Annotated in this window: 11 protein-coding genes, 1 tRNA gene and 1 other RNA gene; 8 read left to right on the forward strand and 5 right to left on the reverse strand. The window is 65.6% G+C overall.

Annotated elements, in window-relative coordinates; genetic code table 11:
- Positions 1-491: 491 nt before the first annotated feature.
- On the reverse strand, positions 492-656 hold the full coding sequence (locus C489_RS22270; protein ID WP_006432388.1) for a hypothetical protein: 165 nt from the start codon (positions 654-656) through the stop codon (positions 492-494).
- A gap of 177 nt (positions 657-833) precedes the next feature.
- On the reverse strand, positions 834-1406 hold the full coding sequence (locus C489_RS16120; RefSeq protein ID WP_006432389.1) for a cysteine hydrolase family protein: 573 nt from the start codon (positions 1404-1406) through the stop codon (positions 834-836).
- Positions 1407-1530: 124 nt separating this feature from the next.
- Here C489_RS16120 and C489_RS16125 point away from each other — a divergent pair, with 124 nt between their 5' ends.
- The 4 genes from C489_RS16125 to C489_RS16140 all read left to right on the forward strand — a co-directional run bounded on the left by C489_RS16125 (position 1531) and on the right by C489_RS16140 (position 6483).
- Positions 1531-3249, forward strand: a complete 1719-nt coding sequence (locus C489_RS16125) for an Hvo_1808 family surface protein (RefSeq protein WP_006432390.1) — start codon at positions 1531-1533, stop codon at positions 3247-3249.
- A 58-nt stretch (positions 3250-3307) separates the two neighbouring features.
- Positions 3308-4846, forward strand: a complete 1539-nt coding sequence (locus C489_RS16130; protein ID WP_006432391.1) for an Hvo_1808 family surface protein — start codon at positions 3308-3310, stop codon at positions 4844-4846.
- A 30-nt stretch (positions 4847-4876) separates the two neighbouring features.
- On the forward strand, positions 4877-6037 hold the full coding sequence (locus tag C489_RS16135) for a nicotinate phosphoribosyltransferase (RefSeq protein WP_006432392.1): 1161 nt from the start codon (positions 4877-4879) through the stop codon (positions 6035-6037).
- A gap of 179 nt (positions 6038-6216) precedes the next feature.
- Entirely contained in the window at positions 6217-6483 is a 267-nt protein-coding gene (locus C489_RS16140) for a hypothetical protein (RefSeq protein WP_006432393.1), read from the forward strand.
- A 112-nt stretch (positions 6484-6595) separates the two neighbouring features.
- On the opposite strand, the gene C489_RS16145 is transcribed toward C489_RS16140, so the two are convergent.
- Positions 6596-7195 (reverse strand): TIGR00296 family protein, encoded by a 600-nt coding sequence (locus C489_RS16145; protein ID WP_006432394.1) that lies wholly within the window; start codon positions 7193-7195, stop codon positions 6596-6598.
- A 285-nt stretch (positions 7196-7480) separates the two neighbouring features.
- On the opposite strand from C489_RS16145, the gene rnpB reads away from it, so the two are divergent.
- Positions 7481-7854, forward strand: an RNA gene (rnpB, locus tag C489_RS16325) — RNase P RNA component.
- A gap of 356 nt (positions 7855-8210) precedes the next feature.
- On the opposite strand, the gene C489_RS16155 is transcribed toward rnpB, so the two are convergent.
- Positions 8211-8283, reverse strand: a tRNA-Arg gene (locus C489_RS16155).
- Between the two features lie 391 nt (positions 8284-8674).
- On the opposite strand from C489_RS16155, the gene C489_RS16160 reads away from it, so the two are divergent.
- The 3 genes from C489_RS16160 to C489_RS16170 all read left to right on the forward strand — a co-directional run bounded on the left by C489_RS16160 (position 8675) and on the right by C489_RS16170 (position 11702).
- Positions 8675-10168, forward strand: a complete 1494-nt coding sequence (locus tag C489_RS16160) for a single-stranded DNA binding protein (RefSeq protein WP_006432395.1) — start codon at positions 8675-8677, stop codon at positions 10166-10168.
- A gap of 66 nt (positions 10169-10234) precedes the next feature.
- Positions 10235-10666 carry a histone family protein gene (locus tag C489_RS16165; RefSeq protein ID WP_006432396.1) on the forward strand — a complete coding sequence of 144 codons (432 nt, stop codon included), beginning with the start codon at positions 10235-10237 and terminating at the stop codon, positions 10664-10666.
- Between the two features lie 4 nt (positions 10667-10670).
- The gene (locus C489_RS16170; protein WP_006432397.1) at positions 10671-11702 is read left to right on the forward strand and encodes a histone deacetylase family protein; all 1032 of its coding nucleotides are present in this window, start codon (positions 10671-10673) and stop codon (positions 11700-11702) included.
- 18 nt (positions 11703-11720) lie between these two features.
- Here C489_RS16170 and cca read toward each other — a convergent pair whose 3' ends face one another.
- Positions 11721-13160, reverse strand: a complete 1440-nt coding sequence (gene cca / locus C489_RS16175) for a CCA tRNA nucleotidyltransferase (protein WP_006432398.1) — start codon at positions 13158-13160, stop codon at positions 11721-11723.
- Positions 13161-13180 lie beyond the last annotated feature (20 nt).

Below are 13180 nucleotides of genomic sequence, written 5' to 3' on the forward strand. Positions count from 1 at the left end.
GCTTGAGCAACTGACCCCCGCGATCGATACCGCTCTAGACCAACTTTCGATTCCAAAAGTGGGCAATTATTTCTAACGCTTACGATAGTCTGAACCTCAAGTTTCATCGCGATACATCCACAAGGCTGGGGCGTCAGGAATCGGCAGTCAACTGTCGAAGCCGAACCACGAAAACGGCTAGAACGACCCCGAACGCGACGGCGGGAAGGGAAGAGCCGGCCGTGGCGAAATACCAGAGCGCGTACGCGCTGATTCCGATCCCCGCTAAGTACGCGGGCCGCAGCTGTTGTTCGTTCAAGTGCCTCCCTCCGCCGGCCTCGAGTCACACCGCGGTCCGTCTCCCCGGGCTGTGAGCCGCGCTCGCCGCGTTTCCATATCGGTGGGTCGGCGCTTCGGTAGTAAAAGCTATTCACTGACGGCTACCCTCGCACCGTCGGTTCGTCCCGGCCGACACTGTGTTTATATCTCCTCCTCGAGCGGGCCGCTCGAGGCTACGTATCGGCGGACAGCATCCGAAGGCGAACGACGAGATAGACCGCGACGAACACGAACGCGCCGGCGTACAGCCACGTGCCGTTCGTCACGGCGTACGTGAACGCGATCGCGTTGAGTGCGATCCCGACGATGTAAACCGGTCGTAGCTGCTGTCTGTTCATTCGCGTTCACCGTCCGTCGGCTCGAGGTGCGGTCGGATCATCGGTACCGACTGTCGCGAAAGGCGCGCGGTCATAGGCTGTCTTTGGAGCCGGCTCGGTAAAACACTGCAACTCGAGACCCAGCGTTGTCCGGCTCGTTCGGATGTCGGTGTGGATCGAATGGAACGGCTGCCTCACTCAGGCGAACTCGAGGTCCTCGCTCGACTCGACCTCGCCGAACAGCCACGCCGCGTGTTCGAGGGCGTACTCGCGGTGGTCGTCCTCGATCGCGCCGATACAGTCCTCGACCATGATCGGGCGGAAGTCCCGCAGGCCCGCACTGGCGCCGGTGTGGAGCACGCAGACGTTCGCGAGGGTGCCACAGATGACGAGATCGTCGATCCCGCGGGCGTTCAGCCATCCCTCGAGTTCGGTGTTATGGAAGGCGTCGTAGGTGTGTTTCTCGACGACGTTGTCGGCGTCTTCGACGGGGAGTTCGTCGACGATCTCGGCCTCCCAGGACCCTTCGAGGACGTGTTCGCCCCACTGCTCGAACTCGTCGTAGTAGTGGGCGTCGTCGAACTGCTCCGGCGGGTGGACGTCGCGGGTGAACAGCAGCCGCGCGCCCGCATCGCGGGCGCGGTCGACTACCTCGGCGATCGGTTCGATGACCGCCTCGCTCCCCGGCGCGTACAGCGACCCCTCGGGGTGACAGAACCCGTTTTGCATGTCGACGACCACCACTGCCGTACTGGCTGGCTCGAGGTGCATGATTAGGCGGTCGTACGGTCGGGATCGTCAAAACGTTCGCGCCGGCTCCGGCAGCGACGGCGGTCGACTGGGACAACCGTCGTTCTTTTTGCACTGCCATTCGTACGGATAGCTAATCCTCCCAATGAGACCGACGCGCACCCGCCCGTTCGGCCCCCTCCTCGCAGTGACCCTCGCTGTACTGCTCGCGACCGGCGGCCTCGCCGGTCCGGCGCTGGCGACCACGGCCGCGGCCCAATCCGACTCCGTCACCGCTGCTCCGGGGTCGTCTTCCGCGCTCGCTGCCGATTCGGCCGCAGTCGCACGTACGACATCGGCCGCGACCCAAGACGACCGTCCCGCGAATCCGACCACTGAGGACACCATCGGCTACGTCGCGGGCTATTGGTACGACGACGACTTACCCGTCGACAATCAGTCCACCGCAGTCGTCGCCGAGGACGAACTCGACCCGGTCGTCTACCGGGCGATGGCTCGCGTCGAGCGCATCCGCAACCTCACCTTCGACGATCGGGTCTCCGTCGACGTCATCTCCCGCGAGGAGTACCGGGAGACGAACGGCGACCGCTTTGCGAACATCTCCTCCGGGAACCGCCTCGAGCAGAACGTCGGCTACGAGGCGCTGTTTACCGTCGGCCGGAACACCACGGCCTCGGACGCTGCCGAGACGGTCTACGGCGGTGCGGTCGCCGGCTACTACGATCCCGAAACCGACGAGATCGTCATCGTCTCCGAAAACACCGACACGCCCGAACTGAACGAACTCACGCTCGGGCACGAACTTGTCCACGCGTTACAGGACCAGCGGTTCAATCTGTCCCAACTCGAGGGGACGACCCAAGACGGCGAGACCGCGAGAAACGGGCTGGTCGAAGGCGACGCCAGCCGGGTCGAACGCGAGTACGAGCACCGGTGTGGCACCGAGTGGGACTGTCTCGAGCCCGCCGACGGACCGAGCAACGGGGGGCTCGACATCAACTGGGGCATCTACTTCAGCGTCTATCAACCCTACAGCGACGGGCCCGACTACGTCAACTACCTTCGCGATCAGGGCGAGGGCTGGTCGGCCGTCAACGCGGCCTACGACGACCCGCCGACGACGACCTCGGCGGTGATCCACCCCGGCTCGGCGCGCGAACCGGCGAACGTCTCGGTCCCCGACCGCTCGAGCGGCGACTGGCGACAGCTCCGGGTCGACGGCGAGACGGCGAACGACACCGTCGGCGAGGCGGGCATGGTCGCGATGTTCGCCGCCGATGCGCTCGACTCCGCCCGGCCCTCGGTGATCAATTCCACCGAACTCCTGCAGGGAACCGGGAGCTACGACTACAACCACTCGTACACGAACGGCTGGGCCGGCGACGAACTGGTCGTCTACACGAACGACGAGGTCGAGAATACAAGCGACCCGGCTGCGGCGGCCGGTCGCGCCGGCTACGTCTGGCGAACGCAGTGGCAGTCGAACACGGACACCCAACAGTTCGTCAACGGCTATCTCCGGCTGCTCGAGAACCACGACGCCGAGCCCGTCGACGGGCGACAGGACACCTACGTGATCGACGAGGACGGCGGCTACGCCGGCGCGTACTACCTTAATCGAACCGGGCAGACGCTGACGATCGTCCGCGCGCCGTCGGTCGACGAACTCCCGACCGTCGAAGCCGGTGCCGCACCCGAGGGCGAGGACACCCTCGAGATCACCGACTCGAGCGGGACCGGGACCGACACCGTTCCCGGCTTCGGCCCGTTGGCCGCAGTGAGCGCGATCGCGATCGCCGTGCTCGGCGTGGGGACTCGGATCGTCATCGGCCGCGGCCGGACCGGCGGTGATCGACGCGAGTGACTGATCGCCCGCACGACGGATCGACGCTTCCGTTACCGCTTCGACGAACGAGCACCCAATGAGTCGGCTCAGACTGTTCGCGGTGGTCGTCCTCGTCGTCTGCTCGGGCTGTGCGCTCCCCGGCAACTCGAGCGGGTTCGACACCGACCGCGAACTCGGCCGCGTCGCCGATTACTCCCACGACGACGTCTTCGAGTTCGACGCGAGCGACGGCCTCACCGCGGACCAACTCGAGGCCGTCAAGTACCGCTCGATGGCCCGGATCGAGGTCGTTCGCGGGCTGAAGTACGACCGCGACGTCTCCCTCGAGGTGATCGACCGAGCCGAGTTCCGCGACCGGCAGAGGGCCGGGACCGAGAACGCGTCGGCGTTCGAGAACGAACTCTGGCGCGGCGCGTTCCTCATCGACGGCGAGACGGACGTGAATCAGGCGTTCGACGACCTCTACGGCGACTCCGTACAGGGCTACTACGTGAACGATCGGATCGTCATCGTCGCAGAGGATGCCGACGACATCCGGATCGACCGCCGGACGCTGGTCCACGAACTGACCCACGCGCTGCAAGACCAACACTTCGGCATCGGCCGTCAGAGCGAGACGATCGACGGCCTGCGCGCTGAAAACGGGCTGCTCGAGGGCGAAGCGACCGTCGTCCCCGAGCGCTACGACCGGCGGTGCGGCGACGAGTGGCAGTGTCTGTCCGACACCCAGCCGCCGGCGGCGTCGGGTGAAGCGCTCGCCCAACGGCCGTTCAACGTCGGCCTCTTCCTCTCGATTTACGTGCCCTACGCCGAAGGGCCGCCGTTCGTCACTGATCTCACCCACCGCGGCGGCTGGGACGCCGTCGACCGCGCCCACGAGGAGCCGCCCCAAAGCACTGCCCAGTTGATCCACCCCGATCGCTATCCCGAGACCGAGCCGGTCGCCGTCGACGTTCCCGACCGCTCGAGCGACGACTGGCGGCCGATCACCGACAGCACTGGCGACGGTGACAGCGGCAGCGACGGCGACGAGACCGAGGGCGGCGAGCCCCGAACCGAAACCGTCGGCGAGGCGACCCTGTTCGCGACGCTCTGGGCCAACGGCGTGATCGACCGGCCGCTCGCGGCGGGGGCGACCGAGCCACCGCAGTACAACTACTCCCACCCCGCGACCGCGGGCTGGGCCGGCGATAGCATCCGCGTCTACCGGCACGCGGACGACCCTGACCGGACCGGTCACGTCTGGCGACTCGCGTGGGAGAGCCCCGCGGATGCAACGGAATTCGCGGACGCGTACCGCCGGCTTCTCACGAACAACGGAGCCGAACGGGTCGACGCCGCCGACGGCGTCTACCGAATTCCCGACGGCGAGTCCTTCGCCGGCGCGTATCGCGTCGCCGTCACCGACGACACGGTCGAAATCGTCGGCGCACCGGCCATCGACGACCTCGAGGCGATTCACGCCGCCGAGTCGGGGTCGACTCGCTCGCTCGAGTCGCAGTCGGCCCTCGAGTCGGTGACCGGCCCGCCGACTCCCGTCTCGCCGCGGCCCGAACCGGCTGCAGCGGGGGCGATGTCGACGACGCCACCGGCGCACACGTCGGCAGACGGGTAGCTTTTTTGCCTCCCGCGGGAAACCGGCGATATGTCAAATCCGTTCGGAACCGTTCCCTCGGAAGCGATTCTCGCGGGGGAAGCCACGGACGCCTACTTCGAGCGCACGCGGGCCACGCTCGAGCACGCGGACAAGAATCCCCACGTCGTCGCCGAAGTGACCGCCGACCAGTTCCCGACCGGCAGCTTCGACGTGTTCACCGGCATCAAAGACATTGCGACGCTGTTCGAGGGCCGAAACGTCGATATCGACGCGCTCCCGGACGGACAGTTGTTCGACGGCGGTCCCGTCTGCCGGATCGAGGGACCGTACCTCGAGTTCGCCGAACTCGAGACCTCACTGCTCGGATTTCTCTCCCAGCCCAGCGGCTTCGCGACGGCCGCACTCGAGGCCCGACTGGCCGCGCCCGACTCGCTCGTTCTCTCCTTCGGCGCGCGCCACGTCCACCCCTCGATTGCGTCGACCGTCGAGCGAGCCGCGTTGCTCGCCGGACTCGACGGTTTCTCCCACGTCGCGGCGGGCGAGATTCTGGACCGCGAGGCGGGCGGGACGATGCCCCACGCGCTCATGTTCTGTTTCGGCGAGGGCAACCAAGCCGAGGCGTGGACGGCGTTCGACGAGGCCGTCGGCGCGGACGTGCCCCGAATCGCGCTGGTCGACACCTTCTGGGACGAGAAAAGCGAGAGCCTGCTGGCCGCCGAAACGCTTGGCGATGACCTCGACGGCGTCCGCATCGACACCACGGGTTCGCGCCGGGGAGACTTCCGCCACATCATCCGCGAAGTCCGCTGGGAACTCGACGCCCGCGACCGCGAGGACGTCGACATCTTCTGTAGCGGCGGCCTCGGTCCCGATACGATCCGACCCCTGCGCGATGTCGCCGACGGCTTCGGCGTCGGCAGCCACATCACCAGTGCCGACTCGGTTGACTTCAGCCTCGATATCGTCGAAATAGAGGACGAGCCGATCTCCAAGCGGGGCAAGCTTTCGGGAGTCAAAGACGTCTATCGCACGCCCGAGGGCGGCCACCACGTCGCCCTCGCCGACCGCGAGGGGCCCTCCGAGGGCGATTCCCTGCTCGAGCCGCTGATTCGTGACGGCGACATCGTCCGGGAGTTCGATCTGGAGGAGGCGAGCGAGCGGTGTCTCGAGGACGCCGAGGCCGTCGGATTCGACGATTCGACGGCGTAATTGGGTGATAGCGAACCTGACGGAGCGTAATCACGGATGGTTCGATAGTCGCGGCGTTGTCCGGCCTATTCGAGTGAGAGTCGTTTGAACCGGGAGACTGATCGATCGTAGCCAAGCCAGCCCATATTTATTCGGCCCAGATGTAAAATATAAATCTGCTGTGGATGGCAGATACGTCTATGGCTGCGTTCAGTCCGGAACCGACGGATTCGGGGTTCGAACTTGCGAACTGGCTATTCGGACGGCTCGTCGTGCTTGTCGGCTTGACGGAATTCGTCGCGATAGGCATTCAGTTCGGTATACCGTTCGGCTCGATCTGGGGTATCGCAGCGGGGATCGTCGTGAATCTCGTCGGATTCTGGATCGCCATTCAACTGGTGTTCGAGTCGGTGGTAGTGCTGGTCGAGACTTCGCTTGAGGACGAAACCGGCGAGGTGAATCCGTAATTCGGTTCCACACACCTCCTTCCGGAGGTTACGTCATTGATCCGACTGATCGATCTGGCGGCCGGAGGTTCGAGTGACACTGCACCCGAGGAATCGACTCGGAAATTGCGTCTTAGACTTCTTCGATACTGCCGTCGGCCTCGCGCTCGCGGAAGACTTGGCCCTCGAACAGCGTGACGATGACGTCGTCGTCTTCCCACGCGCCCGGCGCGAGCTTCGCTTTGCGGCACGTCCGATCGAGGTACTCGCGGGCGCTCCAGTCGTTCTGGACCGGTACCGTCGGGTAGAGCCAGCCGCCCTCGCCGGCGTCGATGGCGACGCCGTGGGTGCCGAGCTCGAGATCGGCGAGCGGATCGTCGGTCAGGATGACGTTCTTGACGGTACAAACCGAGACCGTCAGGTTCGGCAGCTCCGAGGGGCTCACTTCGGAGCCACAGGAGTCCTCGCTGGCTGCCTCGATCGCCGCGTCGACGATGACGTGACCGAGCTGGTCGTCCGAACGATAGCCACCCGCACAGCCTCGCAGGCTCCCCCGGCCGCGAGTCGACTCGAGACGGACGAATGCGCCGGTTCGCTCGTAGAAGGCTTCGCGCATGCTGCCCGGTTGTTCTCGCTGCCCGTGTTGTACGTAGGATTCGACGGATTCACGCGCGAGTTCGACCGCGCGAGCACCGTATTCGTAGGAAAGGTCTGCGCCCTGTCGCTGGGACATACAGATGGACAAGGGGATAGTCGTCCTAAAACGCTTCCATTCGCTGCGCGGCGCTTTTTTGTGTCCCAACCGGGGGACTTATTCGCCCGACGAACCTATCTCGAGTGGGAGAGAGAGCCCGGTTGCCGCGATGGTCGTGCCGGCGACGGCGCGACCACCATGCCGTCGGCACCCCTGCGGGTGACCGACGCGCACAACGTCGGCCACCTCTTCGAGGTGCGCCACGCTCGTAACGTGGACCGACTCTTCGAGTCGCTCCACGCTCACAACGTGATCCATCCCTTCGGGATGCATCACGCTCGCGAGGAAAGTCCCCCCACCTGTTCGGGCAGGTGACCGGACGCAAGTCCGGAGCGGGAGACCGCTGGCTCTGGAACAGAAACGACACGTCTCGGCCCGACCGATGATGCGTGCGAACCCGACCGAGAGGAAGGGGAGTTGACCCGCAGAGGGTGGCGGTCGCAGTAACGTGGTTCGAAACCACAGGTCGTGTTCGTCACGACCGACCGCACACGGACGGCCGAGGAGCGATGGAACGGCGAATCCTCACCGGTGCAAGTCCGCGCCGTGGTAGCCCGAACGAACCGCGGTTTCCGCGGGCGGCGCGGACGCTCAGCCGAATGCCGGGACGAACAGAAGGGGGCTTACTCCTCTCACCCAGTTTCACGTTCGAGAGCGACTGCGCCCGCTCGAAGACGTGCCATGATCCCGAAAGGTAGTCTCTTGACGATCGGCTCGACTCTCATTGTTTAGTGCCGATAAAAGCGTCCTGACGGAGTCTTACGCGAGCGACAGCGAGCGTAAGGCACGTCAGGACCGAGCGCAAGAGCGAGTGCTGAACAACGTGAAGCACTCGCGATAAGTGAGCGTCCTGACGGAGATTTGAACACGCCGAGACGTTCCGGGTCGCTCACTTCGTTCGCTCCCGGGCTGCGACTCGTCTGCTCAAATCTCCATGTTAGAGTTTCGCCGATACCAGCCGCTCGCTTCGCTCGCGGTTTGGTGTCGGCAGAAACGTCCTGACGGAGATTTGAACTCCGGTCCCTGGCTCCGCAAGCCAAGAGGATAGTCCACTACCCTATCAGGACTCATCTCTTCATACCCCGGTGAACATTAAAGCCCTTTCGAAAGACTCCCGCCGGCACGGGGTTTCGGTGCAGTTTGTCGACATTTTCGCCCGCTCGAGTCTTGATTTTCGACTCGGACTCTCGCGTGACCGCTTTCGGTGGGTCGCATGCGTTGTGGTGACTGTCCTGGCGACGCGTGACCCGTACTGACGTTTATATACTGTCGGGCGGCCAGCGTGGCGTATGCTCTCCCGCTCGAGCCCCGTCGGAGTGCGGCCGCGACGAGCCGTTTCCGTACGGTCTGGATCGGCCGATTCGCCGGACACGGCCGTCGTCGCTGTCGAACGCGGTACCGCACTGAGACACCGAATGGATAACGCTTATGCGCGGGCTACCCATGCACGAGCATAGAATGAGCGACATCGAGGGCGTATATGAGGACCTCGAGGCCGACGTTTCTCTCGAGGAGTTTCGCGAGGCCGTCGAGGAGAAAGTCGAGCAGATGGGTGGACTCGCGGACGAGGAGACGGCGGCGATGCTCATCGCTCACGAGGTCGGCGAGAGCGAGGTCGGCGGCATCGCCGATATCGAACCCGGGATGGAGGAGGCGAAGTTCGTCGCCAAGGTGCTCTCGATCGGCGAGAAACGGACCTTCGAGCGCGACGGCGAGGACGAGGACGGACAGGTCGTCAACGTCGAAGTCGCGGACGAGACCGGCTCCGTGCGGGCAGCCTTCTGGGACGAACACGCCGAAGCCGCGATCGAGGAACTCGAGGAGGGGCAAGTCCTGCGGATCGGGGGCCGACCCAAGGAGGGCTTTAGCGGCGTCGAGGTCAGCGTCGACAATGTCGAGCCCGATCCGGACACCGAAATCGACGTGCAGATCTCCGATACGTACGCCGTCGACGACCTCTCGCTCGGACTCTCGAACGTCAACCTCGTCGGCCTGTTGCTCGATACCGACAGCGTCCGCACGTTCGACCGCGACGACGGCTCCGAGGGGAAGGTATCGAACCTCGTCCTCGGGGATTCGACCGGACGCATCCGCGTGACGCTGTGGGACGAGCAGGCCGACCTCGCTACGGAACTCGAGGCCGGCACGACCGTCGAGGTAATCGACGGCTACGTCAAGGAACGCGACGGGAGCCTCGAACTCCACGTCGGCAACCGCGGCGCTGTCGAGGAAGTCGACGAGGAGGTCGAGTACGTCCCCGAAAACACGCCGATCGAGGACCTCGAGATCGACCAGACCGTCGACATCGCGGGCGTCGTTCGCTCGGCCGATCCAAAGCGAACCTTCGACCGCGACGACGGCTCTGAGGGACAAGTCCGGAACATCCGCGTCCAGGACGCTACCGGCGACATCCGCGTCGCGCTCTGGGGGGACAAAGCCGACATCGACGTGGGGCCGGGCGACGAGGTCGCGCTCGGCGACGTCGAGATTCAAGACGGCTGGCAGGACGACCTCGAGGCCTCCGCGGGCTGGCAGTCGACGATCACGGTGTTGGAATCCGATTCGGCCGACTCCAGCGATTCCGGGGACGACGCCGAGAGCTCGAGCGACCAGAACGCCGGCCTGTCGGCATTCGCCGGTGACGGAGACGGGACCGACGTGGAATCGGCGACGGTCGACTCCGCCGACGCCGAGTCGTCCGGCGGGGCTGCGGCTGGGGCAGACAGTGCCGAGACGGCCAGCGCGGACGCCGACGACGATTCGGAGGACCCGTCCGACGGCGAGGAACTCGAGTTCACCGGTGTCGTCGTCCAGGCGGGCAACCCGCTCGTGCTCGACGACGGCGAGACGACGATGAGCGTCGCGACCGACACCGACGTCGGACTCGGCGAGGAGGTAACCGCCCGAGGGGTCGTCCGCGACGGCCGTCTCGAGGCAAACGACGTGTTCTGAGGTCGCGAGCAACCGAATCGTCCGCCTAGGAAAAGCGTTAAGGGAGTTAGCTCCGCCTATCATGATATGAACGTCGAACTCCCGTTCGCCCCGGTGGATACGATCATCCGGCGGAACGCGGGCGATCTTCGGGTGAGTGCCGACGCGTCGAAGCAACTCGCAACACGGATTCAGGAACACGGGAGCGAACTCGCGATCGACGCCGCCGAGGAGGCGACGGCTGACGGCCGAAAGACCCTGATGGCCCAAGATTTCGGCGTCGAGCGCGTCATCGACAAGGACGACCTCGAGTTACCGGTCGCCCCGGTCGACCGCATCGCCCGGCTCGAAATCGACGACCGGTATCGCGTTTCGATGGACGCCCGCGTCGCCCTCGCGGACATCCTCGAGGACTACGCGGACAACGTCGCTCGCGCGGCGGCGATCCTCGCGCGCCACGCCGATCGGCGGACCATCACCGACGACGACATCGAGACGTACTTCTCGTTGTTCGAGTGAGCAGATGCAGTTCGGCTACAGCGAGGTCTGTCTCGCACACGATCCCGGTTCGCGCCACCCAGAGTCACCGGACCGGCTACGGGCGATCCGAGAGGGGTTGAAGAAGAAACACGGCGTCGAGTACGTCGAGGCCGATCCCTGCGATCTCGAGACGATGGCGGCCGTTCACGAGCGCGAGTACCTCGAGTCGGTCCGTGAGTTCTGTGCCGACGGCGGCGGGAGTTGGGACCCCGATACCACGGCCGTCGAAAAAACGTGGGACGCGGCCTGCCGGAGCGCTGGGCTCGCCTGCTGGGCCGCCGAACAGGCTCTCGAGGGTGCGACGGGCCGGAACACGCCCTTCTCGATCGGTCGCCCACCCGGCCACCACGCCGTCTACGACAACGCGATGGGGTTTTGCTTCGTCAACAACGTCGCGGTCGCCGCCCAGCACGCCCTCGATTCCGATGCGTACGACGTCGACCAGGTGGCGATCATCGATTGGGACGTCCACCACGGCAACGGCACGCAGGACATCTTCTACGACCGGGACGATGTCTTCTTCGTCTCGCTGCACGAACAGGGGCTCTATCCCGGCACCGGCGACGTCGACGAAATCGGCGAGGGCGACGGCGAAGGGACGACGATGAACGTTCCCATGCCGGCCGGGACCGACGACAGCGAGTATCTGGCCGCCCTCGAGGGACCGATTTCCGCCGCGCTCACCGAGTTCGATCCCGACCTCCTCCTCATCAGCGCGGGATTCGACGCCCACCGTCACGATCCGATCTCCCGCATCCGACTCTCGACGGAAGCCTACGCCCTGATGAGTGACCGCGTTCGAACCCTCGCCGACGACACCGACGCCGCGCTGGCGTTCGTCCTCGAGGGCGGGTACGGACTGGATGTCCTCGCGGATAGCGTCGCGCTCGTTCACGAAACGTTCGACGGCCGCGAACCGATCGAACCGGACGACGACCCCGACGACAAAGCGGCGTCCGCGCTAGAGGACGTTCTCGAGGCACACGATCTCGATGTCGATCTGGACGACCTCTAAATTTCTCGCCGTCCGTCCTCAGGGCCGGGGATCGAAGTACGCCGCGAGTTCCGGTCCGAACTCCGCGAGGAGGGTGGTGATTTCCTCATCGAGTAACACGTCGTATCCGTCCTCGAGCGCCGTTTCGACGTGTGCCCCGAGTCCCACGTCGAAGAGCCGGTCGCTCTCGAGGAACTCGCGAGCAGTGGTGAACTCCCGCTCACGCTCGGTGACGTATCGGTCCCCCTCGATGAACGGGCCGTAGGCGTCTGCGTCGTCCGCGTAGGCGTCGTAGAACCCCTCGGCGTGATCTCGGACGTGGACCGGTGGTCCCCCGTGGCGCTCGACTTCGGGACGCTCGCTAACCGCGAGTTCGGCGACGATGACGGCGCTGTCGTCCGCGATCGCCGTCGCCCGGAAGACATCGAATCCGCGGTCGTCGAGCCCGCGCGTAATTCCCTCGAGGGACTTCCGAAGTTGAGGGTAGAGCTGATCCTCCACGAGGTCGGGGGCGTCGAACCGAACCGCGACGGGAGTGGTGCCCCGCCGCTCGAGGTGGTCGCGGAGTTCCGAGTCCGTCAGCGGCTCGTGGTCGTCCGGCTCGAAGCACTCGAGACGCGGTGCGTCGAGGATCTCGCGGGCGTAGTGCTGGAAGCGGGCGACGTTTTCCCGCGAGCAGACGGCGGCGACGTTGCGTTCGGGGTCCGTGGGATCGATGACGACCAGCGGATCGTCGAACTGGCTGGCGGCGTCGCCGGCCGCCCTCCTTTCCGTCTCGCGTGCGCGGGCGTGACCTTCGGGATCGATCGCGACCTGCGGGTGCCAGTCGGCCGCGGCCTCGAGCAGCGGTCGAAACCCGCCGTACTCGACGACGAGCAGTTCGGTGAGGTAGCCGCTGAACCCGCGGGTCCGGAGATCGCTGCCGTAGACGCCGATCCCCTTCAGGAACTGCTTTGTGACCCGCACGTCGTCGGCGAGGTCATCGTCGAGTCGCCGCTGGAGATATTGGGTGTGAAACGGCGTGCGGTCGACCGCCGAGCGGATCTCGGTCGCCGACTCGAGCCGAAAGCAGGGGACGACGTCGATGTCGAACCCCTCGACTTCGCCCTTGACGTAGGGGTGCTCGGCGTACTCCTCGTGGCCCTCGGGCAGCGTGGCGTGGCCGACCTCGAGGCCGTACTCCTCGAGCGATTCGCGGTCGAGTTCCGGCGGAAAGCGGACGAAGATATCGATATCCCGATCGCCGCTGATCCACGTGTCGCGGGCGGTCGAGCCGACCTGCAACACGTCGGCTCCGTCACACCGCTCCGTCGCCGCCCGTTCGGCTCGCTCCATGAGCCGGTCGGCGACCTCGCGGAGCCGCACGCGTTCGTCCGCGTCGGGCGTGACCTGCGCTCGCACCTCGGCGACGACCCGCTCGAGGTCGCGATCACCGTCTCGATCGTTGGGCTCGTCGCCGTCAGCGTCCTCCTCGCTCATTGGGGTGCCGTACTCGAGCG

Origin of the sequence: Natrinema versiforme JCM 10478, assembly GCF_000337195.1 — an archaeon.
Lineage (GTDB): Archaea > Halobacteriota > Halobacteria > Halobacteriales > Natrialbaceae > Natrinema > Natrinema versiforme.